The sequence below is a fragment of the Marisediminitalea alba genome (assembly GCF_002993365.1).
Classification (GTDB): Bacteria; Pseudomonadota; Gammaproteobacteria; order Enterobacterales; family Alteromonadaceae; genus Alteromonas; species Alteromonas alba.
Map to the genome: position 1 here is coordinate 15,924 of NZ_PVNP01000076.1, position 19,133 is coordinate 35,056.

Consider the following 19,133-nt stretch of genomic DNA (forward strand, 5'->3'; position numbering starts at 1 on the left):
CTCCTAAAAGTAAGGAATGACACTCACATGCGGTCTGAACAGCCTCTTGCCACCATGCCCATTACCCAATTAAAAGGGGTGGGGGCCAAGGTGGCGGAGAAACTGGCAAAAATTAATCTGGTAACTGTGCAGGATGTGCTCTTTCATCTGCCTGCACGTTATGAAGACCGCACCCGTATCTATCCTATTGGCGATTGCTTGCCTTTCACGCACGTCAGTATTCTTGGTAAAGTTAAATCGGCCGATATCCAGTACGGCAAAAAGCGCATGCTGGTAGTGAAACTCTCCGATGGTACCGGTACCATTACGCTGCGATTTTTTCATTTTGGCGCCTTGCAGCGAACCATGATGTCGCCCGGCAATCAGATCCGCGCCTTTGGTGAAGTGCGCACCGGTAAATGGGGGCTCGAAATGATGCACCCTGAATTTATGCTGATTGAAGAAGATGCCGCGCCCATGGAAGAAACCCTCACTCCGGTCTATCCGACTACCGAAGGCGTAAAACAGCTTACCTTACGCAACCTTACCGATCAGGCGCTGGCAATTCTCAACAAGGGCGGCCTGACCGACTTATTACCCGACGGCATGTATCAGCAACAGGTGAGCCTCAAAGAAGCGCTCACCCTGGTGCATCGTCCGCCGCCAGACGTGGCGCTACAGGAGCTCGAAAACGGCGAGCACCCGGCGCAAATGCGCCTGATCCTGGAAGAGCTGCTGGCCCAGCATTTAAGTGTGCTAAAAGTACGTCAGCAAAGCGACGCGCAGCCGGGCATTGCCATAAACGTTGATCATGCACTGGTGGATAAATTACTTGCCGCCCTGCCATTTACCCCCACAGGGGCCCAGCAACGGGTAACCGCCGATATTCAGCAGGACATGGCGCGCAGCCGACCCATGATGCGGCTGGTACAGGGTGACGTAGGTTCTGGTAAAACCCTGGTTGCCGCACTGGCAGCGCTATCGGCCATCGGCGGCGGTTATCAGGTCGCGCTCATGGCGCCCACCGAACTGTTAGCAGAACAACATGCCAATAACTTCCGGGACTGGCTGGCACCGCTAGGCATTGAAGTGGGCTGGCTGGCCGGTAAATTAAAAGGCAAGCAGCGCGCTGAAGTGCTGGGGCGTCTGGCAAGTGGTGAGGTGCAAATGCTGGTGGGCACCCATGCTATTTTTCAGGAGCAGGTAACCTATGATCAGCTGGCGCTGGTGATTGTTGATGAGCAGCATCGTTTTGGCGTACATCAGCGGTTGGCGCTGCGTGAAAAAGGCGAGCTGCAGGGGCGTTTTCCCCATCAGTTAATTATGACCGCCACCCCTATTCCCCGCACGCTGGCCATGACGGCTTATGCAGACCTGGATACCTCAATTATTGACGAACTACCGCCCGGGCGTACACCAGTAAAAACCGTGGCTTTGCCTGACTCCCGCCGCGCGGATGTGATTGCGCGGGTGCGCGAGGCTTGTCAGCAGCATGGGCGTCAGGCTTACTGGGTGTGTACGCTTATTGATGAGTCTGAAGTGTTGCAGTGTCAGGCGGCTGAAGATACGGCCGTTATTTTACAAACCGCCCTGCCCGACCTGAAAATAGGCCTGGTACACGGTCGGTTAAAAGCTGCGGAAAAACAACAAATCATGGGCGCTTTTAAGTCTGGTGAACTGGACTTACTGGTGGCTACCACAGTGATTGAAGTGGGCGTGGATGTGCCCAATGCCAGCTTAATGATTATTGAAAACCCGGAACGGCTGGGACTGGCTCAACTTCATCAGTTACGGGGCCGGGTTGGCCGGGGCGCGGTGGAAAGTCACTGCGTGCTCATGTATCAAAGCCCCCTGTCAAAAACGGCCACTAAGCGCCTGGCGGTGTTGCGTGAGTCGAATGACGGGTTTTATATCGCCCAGCAAGACCTTGAAATCAGAGGCCCGGGGGAGCTGATGGGCACTCGCCAAACCGGCATCGCTGAATTGAAAATTGCCGATATTGTGCGCGACGCGCCGCTTATTCCACAAGTGCAGGAGATAGCCAACCGCCTGTGGGCAGAATACCCGGCCCGGGCGCAGGCCATAATTAATCGCTGGATAGGGCAGAAGGAGCATTATGGCCATGCCTGAGTTACCGTATTTAAGGCTTTCAGGGCAGCAACTGGCTGCGCCCTCTGAGATTGAGCAGCAGCTAATCTCGCTGACCAGTTCGGTGGGTGTCAAACCCGAGAGTGAGGATTCAGGCGAGCAGTCGCTGGTTTTGGAGATCGTTGACGAGACCCTGCAGTTAATGGATTTGACGGTGGCCAACAGTAACGGCGTGAATGTGGATTTTCTGTCAGGCCAAAGTCAGTATCGGCGCCAGCACGGTGGTGGCAGTAAAGAGCCGGTGGCTAAAGCCGTGGGCATAAAAGCCAACCAACCACTTACCGTTCTGGATGCTACGCCGGGGCTGGGGCGGGATGCATTTGTTCTGGCCGCACTGGGGGCCAATGTAATTATGATTGAGCGCTCACCGGTGGCTTATTTGTTGTTAGCAGATGGCCTGCGTCGTCTCGCCGTGCAGGAACCAGAGCTGGCCAAACAATTTGTGCTATACCATGCCAACAGCTGCGATTACATGCAGCAACTGGCAGCGGGTAGCGTGGATGCAGTGTATCTTGACCCCATGTTCCCCCACCGCAAAAAGTCGGCATTGGTAAAAAAGGAAATGCGCCTGTTCCAGCTGATGCTCGGCGCCGATGAAGATGCCGATTTGCTTTTACCTGCAGCGCTTCATGCAGCCGCAAAGAGGGTGGTGGTAAAGCGCCCTAACAGTGCACCACTGCTGGCCAATCATAAACCTTCTATGGCAATCGCCAGTAAGAAACATCGCTTCGATGTGTACATCAAAAACGTATAAAGCCGTCCTGATAATATTCAAAATGTTGATTTGTATACCGAAATAGCTATATTGGTATTGTAATTTTTGCTGTACAAAGGATGTACATTTAGCTGTTAACCGGTATAGTAAGTATACGATTTGCTCAAATGTCGAAAGGAAGTAACTCGGCAGGCCTGAGCAAATTCACAACTCTCAACCTCGTTATCTGCAAAAGCCAAAGGATTTCTGGAGAATTGCATTGACTGTAACGAATACGAATTCGGTGTGCTTTGTGGTACCCGACAATTGTAGTGCTATAGCGGCTCCTAACTGCTTATTAAAGCAGCTAGTGGAAGCCTGCGGCTATGTTACTGCCTGTGTGGAAGGTGTTGAGAGCCTGCCTGCTAACGCCGAACCAGCACAATTGATTTTTATTGATATTCGGTTAACGGCTAATTTATGTGAGCTTTTAAGCTGCTGTACCCGCAGCGGCCGTTGGGTGTTTTTCAATGTTTCGCCGGGCTCCGTTGATGAGCTCACGCTGTTAATGGCTGGTGCCGAAGGGGTTTTTTACACCACCGACAAGCCAGAGCTTTTGCTGAAAGGCATCCATCGTTTAAATAAGTTCGATGTCTGGTTTAAGCGCGATACCATTAATCGCGCCTTCCGCCAGCTGCGTGATAAGAGCGATCCGGCTGCCGCCATTCAGAATATGGAAGTACAGCAAATGGTTCAGCAGGCGGGTTTAACCAAACGGGAAAAGAATATCCTGCTGCTCGTTTCCAAAGGGGCACAGAATCAGGAGATTGCCGATACCCTGCACATTAGTGTGAATACGGTTAAAACTCACATTTACAGCATCTTTCGTAAAACCAACTCGCGTAACCGGGTTGAGCTTGTTGCCTGGTCGAGCAGTGTTTTCGGCTAATCCCACTTCCCAATTTAATCTGGCTTTTTCTCCGAGTGTTACTTCTTCCATGGGGTTGCAAAGCTGACTCCCTGACGCCTGTTTGATGGCGGCTCTAGTATAAAGGTACTAGTTAAAAAATAAGCAGCGCAGATAACTAGTACATTTTTTGTAAATTACTCTTCCTCGCTAGCAATCCCCTATGGCTTGTGCCAAAAATGAAGGTGGATTGTCGCAGTTTCACAATCGATTCGAAGGAACCTATCACGCTTACCCAGTAAGCGTTTTTTTATTGTTGGAAGCATAATTATGAAAACAAAACTTACCGCATTAACGTTGGCCATGCTGCCCGCGTTGGGCTTTAGTGCTGCTGCAGAAACTGTAAAGTTCAAGGACGATTCTATTATTGTTGTTTATAAAGAATCCGCTACCTCTGCCGACAAGCTGTCGGCACGCGCCCTGGTTGGCGCCAGCATCGCTGACATGAATGCAGATGGGAGAGACGACAAGTTCAGTCATTTACTGAAGGGTCGAATTGCTAAATTTCAGCTGCAAGGCATGTCGGTTAAAGATGCCATTAATAAACTGCAAGCTAACCCAGCCATTGCCATTGCTGAGCCAAACTTTATCTGGTCTATTGACGCAACCCCTAACGACGAATTTTATGAGTTGCTCTATGCCATGAATAATACCGGTCAGACAGGTGGTACACCTGATGCCGATATCGACGCTGCAGAAGCATGGGATATTTCAACCGGTAGCAGCGACGTAGTCGTGGGTGTGATCGACACCGGTGTGCAGTATGACCACCCTGATTTGGTTAACAATATGTGGATGAACCCCGGCGAAATCGCGGGTAATGGCATTGATGACGACGGTAACGGTTACGTTGATGATATTTACGGTATTGATACCGTAAACGGCGACTCCGACCCCTACGATGATCAGGGCCATGGTACTCATGTTTCGGGTACTATTGGTGCAGAGGGGAATAACAGTATCGGCGTTGTTGGGGTGAACCACGATGTCTCTATCGTTGGCTGTAAATTCCTTGCTGCAGATGGCTTTGGTTCTACGGAAGGGGCCATTGCCTGTATTGATTACATGGTGGCACTGAAAGAAGATGGCGTTAACATTAAAGCCCTCAACAATAGTTGGGGTGGTGGCTCGTTTAGTGGTGCGCTTGAGGCCTCCATTCAGGCTGCCGCTGATGCTGACATTCTGTTTGTGGCAGCAGCCGGTAACGATGGAGTGAATAACGATAACAGCCCGCACTATCCATCCAGCTATGAGGTAGATAACGTATTAGCGGTTGCCAGTACCAACCATAACGATGGTGATTCAGGGTATTCCTATGGCCTGGTGTCGGTCGACATGGGGGCACCGGGCACAGATATCGGCTCAACCTATGTAGATGATGGCTACGTTTACGCTTCTGGCACTTCTATGGCCACACCTCACGTTGCAGGTGCTGCAGCACTGGTTTGGTCGGTTAATCCTACGCTTTCTGCGGTAGAAGTAAAAACGCTGCTCATGGAAACCGGTGATGATAATACCTTCCTGACCGGAAGAACGGTTTCAGGAAAACGCCTTAACGTGTACAACGCATTGCTTGGTGCAGACCCTCAACCTAGCTTTGGCTTAGGTGTTGATGATTCGACAATGGAAGTCACGGCGGGCGATACCGCAGAGTTCGTTTTTTCTATCAGCTCTATTGCGGACTGGTCGGGTGAAGTGACCTTCTCGGTAACAGATCCTCTGGGCGGAGCGAGCTTCTCTTCCACCACGGCGATGCCTGGTGACGAAGTGACACTATTTACGCCAACGGCTGACGATACTCCATGGGGCGATTATCAGTATGTGGTGACTGCGGTGAGTGATGACATTGAACGCTCGCAAACTGTTAACTTAACCGTGTTACCAGCGGGCCTGATTGACGTCACTTATTCTAATAACACACCCGTCTCAATCCCGGATAATGATTCGACAGGTATTACATCCACCATCACCGTAGCCGACCCTTATACGGTGTTTGGTACAGAGGTGAGTGTTGATATCACGCACACCTGGATTGGCGATCTGATTGTCGATCTGACTTCGCCGTCTGGTACCACCGTTAATCTGCATAACCGCTCAGGCAGCAGTGATGATGATATTGTTGCAACCTATTCAGTCGACAGCTTCAACGGTGAAATGATGAATGGCGACTGGGTATTATCAATTACTGATAATGCCGGCCAGGATTTAGGGACGCTGAACAACTGGTCATTGAGCTTCCAGGCTCTGGGTGAAGTCACCAACGCGCCGCCGGTTGCAGGATTTGAGGTCAGTACAGATGAGCTAACCGCCACCTTTACTGATACCAGTACCGACACAGACGATGACATTGTTAGCTGGGACTGGAGCTTTGGTGATGGCGGAAGTTCTTCTGCAATGAGTCCGGTGTATACCTATGCGGCAGAAGGTACTTACAGTGTTTCATTAACGGTTACTGACTCAGAAGGTCAGTCTGACACCTATTCAGACTCCGTAACGGTAAGTGAGCCGGCAGATGCCTTTATTATCGCTGACATTCGTCGCTCAGTATTACGACCAAATGGTACGCTGGTGACTTTCCTGACCTGGCGCCCAACACCTGCACCAACTGTGGATATTATTCGCAATGGTGTGGTAGTTGCCACTGTAGCCAATAACGGCCGTTATCGTGATGTTGCCCGTAATGTTACCGATACCGAATTTACTTATCAGATCTGTGACGACCGTGGTTGTTCAGACGAAATGACGGTGAGTTTTTAAATTCGTCAGATAAGTCTGTCTAAAATAATAAGCCTCCGTAACTCGGGGGCTTTTTTATTTCACAATTTACAGATACTGTTATAGTTAAAGGATAATTTACCTAAGACAGCTTGCTGTTAATTATATAATTTCTCTGGGAGAACAACATGATTGATGTGGGTAGCACCCTGCCGGAAGTGACGTTTGGATTGATGAAAGACGGCAAAATGACCAGTCCGCATACTAATGAACTATTCAGCGGTAAACGCGTAGTCCTCTTCGCAGTACCGGGTGCATTTACACCAACCTGCTCTGAAGCACATTTACCTGGTTATGTTGCTCTGGCAGATAAAATTAAAGCTAAGGGCGTGGATAGTATTATTTGCTTAAGTGTGAACGACGCCTACGTGATGAATGCCTGGGGCAAATCTGCTAATGCCAATGAAATTCTGATGGTTGCCGATGGCAATGCGTTTTTTACTAAAAGCATTGGCCTTGACATGAACACCAGTGATTTTGGCGGTATCCGCTCGGTACGTTATTCCATGCTGGTGGAAGACGGTGAAGTGGTAAAACTGAATGTTGAGGATCCAGGTCGCTTTGAAGTGAGTGACGCCGAATCGATGCTGAAAAGCTTATAACGCTGTTTCCCCGGTGTGCTGACAGCGCGCCGGTCTCTGCTGGCGGTGACAGGTAACCATTAGATTATCTGCACCGCTCATTTTTAGGTTTCACAGGATGCGAAGATGTTCCGTAGTTCAGTACAAAAGTATGGCCTGATTGTGTTGGGTTCATTAATGGGGTTATTTGCCTGCTCTGCTGCAAATACTCCCGGGGAAGTTGAAGTAACCGGCGGCAAAATAAAAGGCACCGTTACGGAACAACTGGTGACTTACAAGGGCATTCCTTTTGCCGCGCCGCCTGTTGGTGAGTTGCGCTGGCGTCCACCACAACCGGTAACGCCATGGAACGGAGTGAAGGAGACCACCGATTACGGTAACGATTGCATGCAGCTGCCTTTCCCCAGCGACGCTGCGCCACTGGGTAAAACACCGGCAGAAGATTGCCTGTACGCTAATGTCTGGGCACCTAAAGATGCCGATGGTTCAACGCCGGTACTGGTGTGGATCTACGGTGGTGGCTTTGTTAACGGCGGCGCGTCTCCAGCGGTTTATGATGGCAGCGAATTCGCCAAAAACGGTGTGATATTTGTGAGCTTTAACTACCGTCTGGGACGCTTTGGTTTCTTTGCCCATCCGGCGCTTACGGCAGAAGCCAAAGCCTCTGGCGATATGCTGGCTAACTACGCGTACATGGACCAAATCGCAGCGCTGAAATGGGTAAACGAAAACATTGCTGCCTTTGGTGGCGATGTGAATAACGTTACCATTATGGGCGAATCAGCCGGTGGTGGCTCGGTACATGCCATGATGCAGGCAAAGCAGGTCAGAGGGCTGTTTGATCGGGCGATTATCATGTCTGGCGGTGGTCGTTCACTGTTTGGTAATCGCAAGGTCAGTGAGCCAACGCCGGCGTCTCTGGCTGGGGAACAGTATGGCCTCAATTATGCCGAAAAACACGGCATTACCGGTACCGACGCCGAAGCCCTGGCTGCTCTGCGGGAGCTAAGCCCGGAAGATATCGTTGATGGATTTAACCTGGCCGCATTATTTAACCCCACACCTACAGACAAGCCAACCTGGGCGGGTGGACCGATGCAGGATGGTGAAATTATTACGGCAACTACCGAAGATGCCCTTCGCGATGGCAACGTGGCGAAGGTGGATGTGATGGTAGGCGCAACCAGTCTCGACATTGGTTTTAATATGTTCAAAGACAAAGACGGACTGTTCGCTTCTTTCGGCCCTTACGCCGATGAAGCTCGTGAAGTTTACGATCCCACCGGTGATGTACCGTTCCAGGCGGTGGGCTATTCGGTAGGGCAGGACCGCAGCATGCAGGAACCGGCAAGGTTTGTGGCAGAGCAGATGACCGGACATGGTCAGCGAGCTTTCTATTACCGGTTTGGTACTGTTGCCCAGAGTAATGATAGTCCGGGCGCCCCCCATGCTTCAGATATCCCGTTTTTCTTTAATACGGTAGCAGCCAAGTATGGTGATGCCTTAACCGAACAGGATGCAGCGGCTGCTGAAACCATTCATCAGTATATTGTGAGTTTTGCCAAAAAAGGCCAGCCAGTGAGTGCTGGAGCAGCAGACTGGCAGGCTTACGACCCGGCACAAAGCAATATTCTGAATATGACCCGCAATGGCAAAATGGAGCACGGTACCGATCCATGGAAGGCCCGGCTGGATGTCGTTAAAGCTGCGGTTGAGCAAGGCAATTAAATCAGCTAAACCATATTAACCACGCTTCTCCTGACCTATAATACGCCGGTCAGGAGAGGAGCGTGTTGTTTTGAATAAGTTTGATGTAGTGGTGATTGGGGCAGGTGCAGCCGGATTATTCTGTGCGGCCGAAGCCGGCAAGCGCGGCCGTAGTGTGGCAGTGCTGGATCATGCAAAGAAAATCGGCCGTAAAATCCTCATGTCTGGCGGTGGCCGCTGCAACTTTACCAACATGTATGCCAGCCATGAAAACTACCTGTGCAGTAACCCTCATTTTTGCAAATCAGCGCTTAGCCGCTACACCCAGTGGGACTTCATTTCCCTGGTGGCGGAATACGGTATTGCCTATCATGAGAAGACCTTGGGTCAGCTTTTTTGCGACGAATCCGCCGCCGATATCGTAAACTTACTGGTGAGTGAGTGCCGTAAAGCCAATGTCGAGATTACTACACGCTGTGAGATCCTCAGTGTGAGCAAAACCGATGAGGGCTTTGCTTTATCCACTTCCATGGGCGACTACGAGTGTGCATCCCTGGTGGTTGCAACCGGCGGGCTGAGCCTGCCCAAACTTGGCGCCACGCCCTTCGGCTATAAACTGGCGGAGCAATTTGGCCTTAACGTGTTACCCACCCGGGCAGGCCTGGTGCCCTTTACCCTGCATGAGAAAGACAAGACAATACTGGCTGAACTCAGCGGGGTGGCTATCGATACCTATGCCACCTGTAATGATACGACGTTCCGGGAAAACACCTTATTTACTCACCGGGGATTGAGCGGCCCGGCTATGCTACAGATATCAAGCTACTGGCAGCCAGGCGACATATTGCATATTAATGCTTCACCTACCTTCGATATCGCTGAAAGTCTGGCGGAAGCGCAATTAAAGAATCCTGATTCTTTAATAACAACCTGGTTATCAAAACACTTCCCCAAACGGGTCGCGGCAACTTTTTGCGAACTGAACCGCTGGGACAATAAACCGGTTAAACAGTTAAACAGTAAGGAAGCCGACGCCATCGCTGGATTTTTTGAAGACTGGCAGATTCATCCCAACGGTACCGAGGGCTATCGAACTGCCGAAGTGACTCTTGGCGGCGTAGACACTGACGAGTTGTCATCAAAAACGATGATGAGTAAGAAAGTAGAACAATTATTCTTTATCGGCGAAGTGGTGGATGTCACCGGCTGGTTGGGCGGCTACAACTTCCAGTGGGCCTGGAGTAGCGGTTGGGCTGCCGCGCAGTATGTGTAGTGATCTGAAGTTTGTTTACAGACAACTGTTACAGTAAAGCAGGCTGTTGAGGCGACAGGCTATCTCGAAGGCATTAACTGCGCCTTAAAATGCTCACCAACAGTCCTGGTCAAATATTGCTGAATGCCCGCTGCGGCGCCCGGGTCAGAGAGGTTGACTGCCTCGGATTTAAATCGCCCCATGCCTGCCAGAATGCAGTACCAGGAAGGGCGTAAATACACCAATTGTTCATCGATACTCTCCAGAGCGTCTTCAAACTGACCTTTTCCGTCCCACGCATTGACCAGTAACGTAAGGTTTTCCGGCACGCGGATATCATTTCGACAGGCTTGCCAGTATGGTGAATCGTTGCGGGTATTCAGATAATAATGGGCAACTATATAATCGCGAATACCGTCGAACATCCTGTTCATTTCCGTATTGTATTGAGTGCGGCTGGTAATCGTTACCAGCTCACCTAGCCGGCTCGACAACTGGTAAATACCGTATTGCACCAACATCAGGGCGGTAGCCTCCAGCGGCTCGATGAACCCCTGAGCTAAGCCAATGGCAACACAATTGCCGTGCCAGTGTTCCTGTAGGCGGCCCACGGGCATAGTAAGGTGGCGGGCTGGTGTTTCATCGCTAACCTTGAGACGTTGCCTCAACTCTGCCTCAGCCTGCTCCGGTGAGCAAAAGTGGCTGCCGTAGACATAGCCGTTGCCAACCCGACTGGTTAGCGGGATATTCCACATCCAGCCACAGGATAGGCCTTCGGATCGGGTTTGCGGGGTAATAGCCTGCTGTGGATGGTTATGGGGCGTTGGAATAGCCACGGCGCGGTCGTTGAATAAGCAATCCTGATAGCTTTGCAACGACTGTCCAAGTCCTTGCTTCATCAGGAGTCCGCGAAAGCCTGAGCAATCGATAAACAGTGTGGCAGTCAGGGGGGCGCTGCAATCGGTTTCAAGTTGCGTAATGTGGCCGTTAGTGCACTGCACATTCAGTACATTGCCGGTAAGATGCTTTACCCCCTGCTGTACGGCAAAGCTGCGTAAACAGCTGGCGAGCTTGCCGGCATCAAAGTGATAAGCATAATCAATGTCGCCGCCCAGAGTGGTACTCACCGGCGTTACTGCCGCTTCTGCCATTGTCGCTGCAGAGAAAAACTGCGCCGGCCGGACAGCTGCATTCTGGCCCCGTCGCACCTGGTTACAATTAGCAAAAAAGTGTTCGGCAGTGTCTAAATCAAGCGCGCTGAAGAAGGGGTGAAAATAGCGTTTAAACCGTTCGCTACCGGTCCAGTTACTGAACTCAATTCCCGTTTTGTAAGTAGCATCACAGGCGGGCATCCAGTCGGATTCCTGCCAGCCCAGTTCGGCAAAAAACTGTCTCAAAAAAGGCGTGGAGCCCTCACCTACGCCCACCGTACCAATTTGCGCCGATTCGATAAGCGTAATGCGATAGCGCTGGCTCCACTTAGCTGCCAGGTACGCTGCACACATCCAGCCGGCGGTGCCGCCGCCAACAATAACGATAGATTCGGGCTGTTGAGTGCTATTGGTCATAATGGCTACCGGCTGGTGGATTCGCGAACTATCAGTTCAGGCACAAAGATATCAGCTGGAATCGTGTGGTTCTCGGCTTTACGTTTGCGGGCCTGAAGCGAGCGAATTAATGAAGACGTAGCCCGCTGGGCAATTTGCGCTGTGGGCTGCGAAGCGGTGGTGAGTGGCGGAAACGTTTGGGTTGAAAACGGGCTGTTCTCAAACCCGGCAATGGCCAGCGCTTCAGGCACATCTACACCTTGCATGCGGGCACCGAACAGCGCACCCGCAGCTATTTCATCGTTACAGGCAAATAGCGCAGTGGGCGGCTCAGGCAATGCCAGTAGCTGCTGAATACTTTGCACACCGGTACCGAATGAATAGGTGCCATCAATCACAAGCTCCGGGTCTGCTTTAATGCCATGATCTGCCAACGCCTGATAAAAACCGCGCTGACGTTCGGTGGTGGAATGGTGCTGTTTTTCACCAGCGATAAACGCAATGCGCCGATGACCCTGATCGAGCAGGTGACCCGTAATTTGGCGGGCAGCCTGGTAATCGTCTACCAGCACGCAAGGCTTGTCGTCAGGGGCTTTATCGCCCGATAGCACCCGCACATACTGAATGCCTTTTTCGTCCATGGCATGCAGGACATCAGGCATTTCAGATAGCGGGGGAGACAGGATCAGGCCGGCTAAGCGGGCACTGTTAACCATGTTAACCAGCTCATCGATAATGTCAGGATTGGTGGCGTCGCAGGGGTGGATCAGCAGCTCATAGCCGTTGGACCGACACTCCTTAAGAATACCGTTTTGCATAGCCAGAATGTAGTAGGCATTGGGGTTGTCGTATACATAACCGAGTACATAGTTATCGCGCCCTGCAAGATCCCGCGCCGCTTTGTTCGGCCGATAATCCAGTGCGTCGATGGCTTGCTGCACTTTTGCCAGGGTGTCTGGTTTTACCGTGCCTTCGTTATTGATAACCCGGGAAACGGTTTTAATGGATACACCGGCGTATTCCGCAACACTTTTTATTGTGGCCGACATTATGCCTCCAGAATAATTTTTAAACAATTTTTCGCATGTATTTATCAGTAGGTTACGTAATATTCACGCCGAATAGTAAATAAATATGTTTGCAAAGGTTAATTCCTTGTTGTAGCTTAACACTCAATGACAGCGTTGTCATTAACCAAATTCTGGCTAGTGAACGCGACGGTCATTTTATTTATGAGTAAAATGACAGCGTTGTCATTATGGTGAGAACAAGGGCTTGAGTGATGCAAAAACACAGAATAACTAAATTAACTCGTGGGCTTCGTCTGGCACTGGCAGTAGGTGCAGTGGCGGCAACTTCAACGCCGGCTGTCTTTGCACAGGAAGGCGCGGATAATACCGAAGTTATTGAAATCCGTGTTATTCGGGCAAGCCAAAAAGAAAACATTAACACCAAGCGTTTTTCCGACAGCGTGGTGGATGCCATTACCGCAGAGGATATTGGCAAGTTTCCGGATAAAAACGTGGCTGAATCGCCGTCACGTATTCCTGGGATCACCATCGACCGTGATTTCGGTGAAGGCCAGGGCGTGACCATCCGTGGTGTACAGCCCGATCAAAACCTGACATTACTGAATGGCCAGGCAGTGGGTACTGCACAATGGTTTGTATTGTCTGATGCAACCCGTAACTTTAACTTTGAGATCCTGGCTTCAGAAATGGTTGCTGGTCTTGAGGTGTACAAATCGTCCCAGGCCGATTTAGATGAAGGTGCATTGGGTGGTACGGTAATTTTGCGTACCCGTAAACCGCTGGACCTTGATGCCAACACCTCGCAGGTATCAATTGAAGGCCAATACAGCGATAACGCAGAAACCACCGATCCGTCGCTGTCTGGCTTATACAGCTGGAAAAATGATGACGGCACTTTTGGATTACTGGTTTCAGCCAGCTTCCAGCAACGTACCGTGCAGCGCGAAACCAACGAAGATTTTGGCTGGTTTGGCCCCAGCATCCCGCGTATTGACCCGCGATCAGCGCAGCGTTGAATATATGCTCTTTCCCCGCTTACTGGCATTTGCAGAACGAGCCTGGCATCAGGCTGAGTGGGAAGGCAAACTGAGCCAGGCGGCGTTTTTGCCAGCGCTCAATCGCGATTTTTCCGAATTTACCCAGGTGGTGGCTAAGCGCCACTACTCTCGGCTGGTTAAAGCGGATATCAATGTCCGCATACCGCCACCGGGTTACCAAATCGACGCACACCACCAATTGGAACTGCGGGCCGCCATGCCTAATCTAAAATTGGAGTACAGCGCAGATGCCATGACCTGGCATACCTATACTGGTGCAGTGTCGGCAGACAATATCCATTTTGTGCGAGCGCGTTTAATTAACAGCCCTCACACCAGCCGAATTATTGCCGTGGAACCCTAATCAGCATGCTGACGACAGACCACAATTATATTTATATCGCTGCCCACAGGCGTAATTCCGACAGTTGGTGCCGGGGCAACTACTGCAAGTTGAGAACAATTAGCTATGAAAAGTAACACGTATTTTATTGGTGTTGATGGCGGGGGGAGCAGTTGCCGGGTTCGCCTGGAAGATCAGCACGGCAAGTTACTGGCGACGGCCAGCAGCGGACCGGCTAACATCATGCGCAATGCCGATGTGGCTGAAGCGTCTATTCGTCAGGCCTGTGCCCAGGCTATCGAACAGAGCGGGCTGGATATTGCCCTAGAACAGATAGTGTTGTGTGCGGGCCTTGCCGGTGCCAATATTGCCGGTGCCAGCCCTGCGCATACAGCCCGGAACAGGGCGCAATCTTATTGGCAAAACAAACAGTAACATCCGGAGAGGGATAATGACCAACAGTATTATGGCGCAGGAGGCCCGTCAGGCCGCCACAGTAATTGCCGATCAGCTTAAACACAACAAGCCCGTGTGCGATGCGCTTGCCGAAACTTTACGTATTCTGCAGCCGAGTATGATCATGATGGTAGCCCGGGGCTCTTCTGATCATGCAGGTGTGTTTGCCAAATATCTTTACGAAGTGGAACTGGGGATCCCGGTGTGCGCTGCGGCACCTTCGGTATCGGGAATTTTCAATAAACAGCTTAACCTGAAAAATGCGCTGGTGATTGTGATTTCACAGTCAGGACGAAGCCCGGATATTCTGCATCAGGCCAAATTTGCCAGGCAGGGCGGTGCTTACACGGTGGCACTGGTAAATGATGAGAGTTCACCGCTGGCGTCCATTTGTGATGCCGTGTTACCCATACGTGCTGGCAAAGAGCAGGCGGTGGCAGCTACCAAGAGTTATCTGGCCAGTTTATCGGCGCTGCTGCAGTTATGTGCCGTTTGGTCTGAGAACAAAGCCCTGGAAGCTTCGCTTGCCGATTTGCCAGCGGCCATGCAAGCCGTTTGCGAACAGCCCCCACAACTTAAAACCGAACATTTGCAGGGTGTTCAGAACTGCATAGTATTAGGGCGCGCCTTTGGTTACGCGATCTCAAGGGAAGTGGCGCTTAAACTCAAGGAAGTGCTGAGCATCCACGCTGAATCATTCAGCAGTGCAGAGTTTATTCACGGGCCGGTAACCCTGGCTGAAAAGCCATTGTTGATTGTCGATCTGGACATACCCGATGAGTCGCAGCCCTATCATCATACGATGTCAGACAATGTGCGTCAGCGGGGTGCTAACATGGTGAAAATGGACTGCGCCAACACGACCTTGCACAAAAGAGTGGTACCCTTACTGCTGATGCAGCGTTTTTACCTGGATATTGAGCAGGTGGCGATGGAAATGGGCCTCGATCCTGATACGCCGCCGGGGCTGAACAAAGTAACGGAAACCCTATAAATGAAGATGTGTGTACAGCGGGTGATCACCCCGAACGGTGTGCTGGAAAATACCAGCCTTATTATTGAAAATGGAGTTATTGTGGCAATTGAGCTGGCGGGCAGCGAGCCGGTGCAGGCAGGTACGCTGATCCCGGGCTACTTTGATACCCAGGTAAATGGCGGCGGAGGCGTGTTATTTAATCAGCAGCCAGACGCTGCCAGTCTTGATAAGTTGGCGCGGGCTCACCTGTGTTTCGGTACCACCTCAATGTTACCCACGTTAATCACCGATGGTGAGCCGGCTATGGCAAGAGCCGCAGATGCTATTGCCGAAGTGATAGCTGAGGACCACCCCACCATCGTAGGCGTGCACTTTGAAGGGCCGTTTCTTAACGTGGCCAAAAAAGGCGTTCACGAAGCGGGCTTTATTCGCCATCCCAAAGACAGTGAACTGGCTATTTTATCCCGCCAGGATCTGGGCCGGGTGTTGGTGACCGTGGCACCGGATAATGTGGACGTTGGATTTATTCGCGAACTTGTGGCCGCCGGTGTGGTAGTGGCGTTGGGGCACAGCAATGCTACCTACGAACAGGCCATGGCAGCTCTGCAAGCTGGTGCCAGCGGATTTACCCATTTGTACAATGCCATGTCGGCCCTACAATCCCGCGAGCCGGGTATGGTGGGAGCGGCGCTTAATCACAGCGATGCCTACTGCGGCCTGATTGTGGATCATCATCACGTACACCCGCAAAGCGCTGCGCTGGCAATAAAAACTAAAACCGCACAGCGCACCATGCTGGTGACCGATGCCATGGCCCATGTGGGCACAGACTTAACGGAACTGGCCTTTTTTAATACCGTTATCGAGCGTCATGGCGATAAGCTGGTTACGCCGGAAGGGACGCTGGCTGGTTCTTGTCTGGATATGCATACCGCGTTACTAAACTGTCACCGCGACCTGGGCTTTACGCTACCAGAGGTAAGTACTATGGCCAGCCATACGCCCGCCTGCTTTATGGGCAAGGAGGAACACCTTGGCAGTATTGCAGTAGGGCAGACGGCCAATTTAATATTGCTTGACGATGCACTTAACATTGAGACCATTTGGTTGCGCGGTAACGCCGTTGCTAACGGAGAGATAACCCTATGAATACGCAATCTGTTGCCCAACCGGGTAGCCGCAGTCTGATGCCGGTGCTAACTATTGGTTTGTTATTTTTTATCTTTGGTTTTGTCACCTGGCTTAACGGCGCCCTGATCCCCTTTTTGCAAATGGTGTGCGAGCTCAGTGAAATGGAAGCGCTGTTTATCGCCTTCTGTTTTTATGTCGCCTACGTGGTGATGGCACTGCCAATGGCCAAAATCCTTGAGCGTACCGGCTATAAAAAAGGTATGTCGCTGGGCCTGGCGATGATTGCCGGCGGCTGTCTGCTGTTTGTACCGGCCGCGTTGAGCAAAACGTTTATTATCTTCTTACTTGCCCAGTTTGTGGTGGGATCCGGCCTGACCATTCTGCAAACCGCTTCCAATCCGTTTATTGTGCACCTTGGCTCGCCAGACAGTGCCGCGGCCCGTATCGCCTTTATGGGCTTGCTGAATAAATTTGCCGGCGTATTAGCACCGCTGATTTTTACGGCGCTGGTGCTAGGTGATTTCGGCCATGTTAACCAGGTATCTCTGGCACAGATGAGCGAAACCGAGCGCAATATCCAACTTAACGAGATGTCTTTTAAACTTATTCAGCCTTACATCGGTATGGCGATTGCGCTGGGTCTGCTAGCGTTGGGGTTAATGAAAGTAAACCTACCTGATATTCGCTTTGAGGATGAAAATACCGCTACCGAAGTTTCCGGTTCGGTGATGCAGTTTCCGCATCTGGTGCTTGGCGCGGTAGCCCTGTTTTGTTACGTGGGAGTGGAAGTTATTGCCGGCGACACTATTGGCCTGTACGGCTCTTCACTGGGTGTTGCCAATGCTACCTCACTCACCTCGTTTACCATGACCGCCATGGTGGTGGGCTATCTGCTTGGCTTGGTGTGTATTCCCCGGGTTATTTCACAGGCTGCTGCACTAAAGGCATCCGCCGGATTAGGGCTGGTACTGACGGCAGCGATTTTGCTGGGCTCGGACGATTCAACATTGCTGTCTTCCCTGCTCTGGGGCTGGATGGGCCTGCCCGAAGTACCAGATACCATCGCCATGATTGCGCTGTTAGGGTTAGCCAATGCAATGGTTTGGCCAACGATCTGGCCTTTGGCGCTGGCCGGTTTGGGTAAATTTACCCCGCAAGGCTCGGCAATTCTGATTATGGGCATTGCCGGTGGTGCAATTTTACCACTGGCCTATGGCGGCCTTGCCGATGTGCTCTCTTCACAGCTGGCCTATGCCATTATGATCCCGTGTTATTTGTTTATTGGCTACTACGCCATCTTTGGTCATAAAAAAGCAAGCTGGTAAAAATCAGTAACAGCGTGAACGCTGTGCGTAATTGATGTGTGACCTCTTGCCCCGCTAGCGGGGCTTTTTTGCTGCTATCAGCCGTCTGCCATCCCACTGGCATAGGATACAACCTGATTGCGCCCGGCGTTTTTGGCTTTATACAGCGCTTTATCGGCCCGACTTACCAGCCCGTCATCAGAAATGCTGGCGCTGATGGTTGCCACACCAATGCTGCAGGTAATAGTAATGTTACTGGTGAGTGTCATTGCTTCAACGGCAAGACGGATCCGATCGGCCAGCTCATGTGCTTGTTCGCCTGGTGTTTCCGGCAATATGACTAAAAATTCCTCACCGCCGTAGCGACCTACCGAGTCGGGCTGTCTGACATTGCTGGCAATACACATGGCCAGTTCATGCAGTACCGTATCGCCGGTTTGGTGGCCATGGTTATCGTTAATGTCTTTAAAGTGGTCCACATCTATCATCAAAATAGAAAACGGGCGATGGTAACGCTGATATTCAAGGTAGCAGCGACTAAGCCGATCCATAATGGCAAAGCGACTGGCGACACCGGTTACGGTATCGGTATTGGCCTGACGTTCGAGTTCCTGTGTGCGCTGTTTTACTTTTTCTTCCAGCGATTTGTTGGCTTCCTCGAGCTCCGTTCTGAGACTTTCGAGCTCGGCATTACGCTGCTTTAGCATATCAATACTGGGGATGCTGATAAGCGTGGGCATTAAGCGCCACAAACATACCGCAGTCACAATGGATATAACCCCGGTAGCAAACTTAATAACACCCTCTATAAAATAGTAGCCATGCCATATGTTAATGAGCCCGGCCAGGTGTGAAGCACCGCAAAAGGCAATAAACCCACCAAACAGCATGGCGATGCCATTAAAGTTAAGATCTTTACGTTTGTGCAGAAAATAGAAAATCCCAAAAGGGATAAGTGAGTAGGCCATGACCGTTAACAGGTCGCCGCCGAGATGCAAAAATAACAAATCCCAACGCCACAGCAGGCAGTGCCCGTGTGGCATCAGGCTTCCATCAAATATTCGGTCCAGCATACCGCCTCCGCTTAATCAACATCAATGCCGTTGGTATTTGAGTCCTAAGGCGAGATTAATTCCTGTTGCTACTTCATTGAGCTTAATGCTAAATCGCGATATCAGCCAAAATATAAGACATTATTTTAGTGG

Annotated in this window: 16 protein-coding genes; 13 read left to right on the top strand and 3 right to left on the bottom strand. The window is 51.1% G+C overall.

The window, feature by feature from the left end; all coding sequences use genetic code 11:
* Positions 1-27 precede the first annotated feature (27 nt).
* The 7 genes from recG to C6Y40_RS08555 all read left to right on the top strand — a co-directional run bounded on the left by recG (position 28) and on the right by C6Y40_RS08555 (position 10,124).
* Positions 28-2,109 carry an ATP-dependent DNA helicase RecG gene (gene recG, locus C6Y40_RS08525; protein ID WP_105934223.1) on the top strand — a complete coding sequence of 694 codons (2,082 nt, stop codon included), beginning with the start codon at positions 28-30 and terminating at the stop codon, positions 2,107-2,109.
* On the top strand, positions 2,102-2,881 hold the full coding sequence (locus C6Y40_RS08530; protein WP_105934262.1) for a class I SAM-dependent methyltransferase: 780 nt from the start codon (positions 2,102-2,104) through the stop codon (positions 2,879-2,881). The genes recG and C6Y40_RS08530 overlap by 8 nt, the downstream gene beginning before the upstream one ends.
* A gap of 220 nt (positions 2,882-3,101) precedes the next feature.
* On the top strand, positions 3,102-3,770 hold the full coding sequence (locus C6Y40_RS08535; protein ID WP_146129528.1) for a response regulator transcription factor: 669 nt from the start codon (positions 3,102-3,104) through the stop codon (positions 3,768-3,770).
* 288 nt (positions 3,771-4,058) lie between these two features.
* Positions 4,059-6,545, top strand: a complete 2,487-nt coding sequence (locus C6Y40_RS08540; RefSeq protein WP_105934225.1) for a S8 family serine peptidase — start codon at positions 4,059-4,061, stop codon at positions 6,543-6,545.
* Positions 6,546-6,691: 146 nt separating this feature from the next.
* Positions 6,692-7,165: a peroxiredoxin gene (locus C6Y40_RS08545; RefSeq protein WP_105934226.1), complete on the top strand. Its 474-nt coding sequence runs from the start codon at positions 6,692-6,694 to the stop codon at positions 7,163-7,165.
* A gap of 105 nt (positions 7,166-7,270) precedes the next feature.
* Positions 7,271-8,872 carry a carboxylesterase/lipase family protein gene (locus C6Y40_RS08550; RefSeq protein WP_205664756.1) on the top strand — a complete coding sequence of 534 codons (1,602 nt, stop codon included), beginning with the start codon at positions 7,271-7,273 and terminating at the stop codon, positions 8,870-8,872.
* 70 nt (positions 8,873-8,942) lie between these two features.
* Complete coding sequence (locus C6Y40_RS08555; RefSeq protein WP_105934227.1) at positions 8,943-10,124, top strand: BaiN/RdsA family NAD(P)/FAD-dependent oxidoreductase; 1,182 nt, start codon at positions 8,943-8,945, stop codon at positions 10,122-10,124.
* 59 nt (positions 10,125-10,183) lie between these two features.
* Here the strand turns inward: C6Y40_RS08555 and C6Y40_RS08560 are convergent, their stop codons facing one another.
* Both C6Y40_RS08560 and C6Y40_RS08565 read right to left on the bottom strand, forming a co-directional pair.
* The gene (locus tag C6Y40_RS08560) at positions 10,184-11,671 is read right to left on the bottom strand and encodes a tryptophan halogenase family protein (RefSeq protein WP_105934228.1); all 1,488 of its coding nucleotides are present in this window, start codon (positions 11,669-11,671) and stop codon (positions 10,184-10,186) included.
* A gap of 5 nt (positions 11,672-11,676) precedes the next feature.
* Entirely contained in the window at positions 11,677-12,699 is a 1,023-nt protein-coding gene (locus C6Y40_RS08565; protein WP_105934229.1) for a LacI family DNA-binding transcriptional regulator, read from the bottom strand.
* 233 nt (positions 12,700-12,932) lie between these two features.
* On the opposite strand from C6Y40_RS08565, the gene C6Y40_RS08570 reads away from it, so the two are divergent.
* The 6 genes from C6Y40_RS08570 (at position 12,933) to C6Y40_RS08595 (ending at position 17,949) form a co-directional block, all read left to right on the top strand.
* Positions 12,933-13,697, top strand: coding sequence for a TonB-dependent receptor plug domain-containing protein (locus C6Y40_RS08570; protein ID WP_105934230.1), 765 nt, complete (start codon positions 12,933-12,935; stop codon positions 13,695-13,697).
* Entirely contained in the window at positions 13,672-14,082 is a 411-nt protein-coding gene (locus C6Y40_RS08575; protein WP_205664757.1) for a chitobiase/beta-hexosaminidase C-terminal domain-containing protein, read from the top strand. The genes C6Y40_RS08570 and C6Y40_RS08575 overlap by 26 nt, the downstream gene beginning before the upstream one ends.
* 105 nt (positions 14,083-14,187) lie before the next feature.
* Positions 14,188-14,496, top strand: a complete 309-nt coding sequence (locus tag C6Y40_RS08580) for a BadF/BadG/BcrA/BcrD ATPase family protein (RefSeq protein WP_105934232.1) — start codon at positions 14,188-14,190, stop codon at positions 14,494-14,496.
* 16 nt (positions 14,497-14,512) lie between these two features.
* A complete protein-coding gene (gene nagB-II / locus C6Y40_RS08585) occupies positions 14,513-15,511 on the top strand; it encodes a glucosamine-6-phosphate deaminase NagB-II (protein ID WP_105934233.1) in 999 nt (332 codons plus the stop codon).
* Positions 15,512-16,642 carry an N-acetylglucosamine-6-phosphate deacetylase gene (nagA, locus tag C6Y40_RS08590; protein WP_105934234.1) on the top strand — a complete coding sequence of 377 codons (1,131 nt, stop codon included), beginning with the start codon at positions 15,512-15,514 and terminating at the stop codon, positions 16,640-16,642.
* Positions 16,639-17,949 carry a sugar MFS transporter gene (locus C6Y40_RS08595; protein WP_105934235.1) on the top strand — a complete coding sequence of 437 codons (1,311 nt, stop codon included), beginning with the start codon at positions 16,639-16,641 and terminating at the stop codon, positions 17,947-17,949. The genes nagA and C6Y40_RS08595 overlap by 4 nt, the downstream gene beginning before the upstream one ends.
* A 77-nt stretch (positions 17,950-18,026) precedes the next feature.
* Here C6Y40_RS08595 and C6Y40_RS08600 read toward each other — a convergent pair whose 3' ends face one another.
* Positions 18,027-19,001, bottom strand: a complete 975-nt coding sequence (locus C6Y40_RS08600) for a GGDEF domain-containing protein (RefSeq protein ID WP_105934236.1) — start codon at positions 18,999-19,001, stop codon at positions 18,027-18,029.
* Positions 19,002-19,133 lie beyond the last annotated feature (132 nt).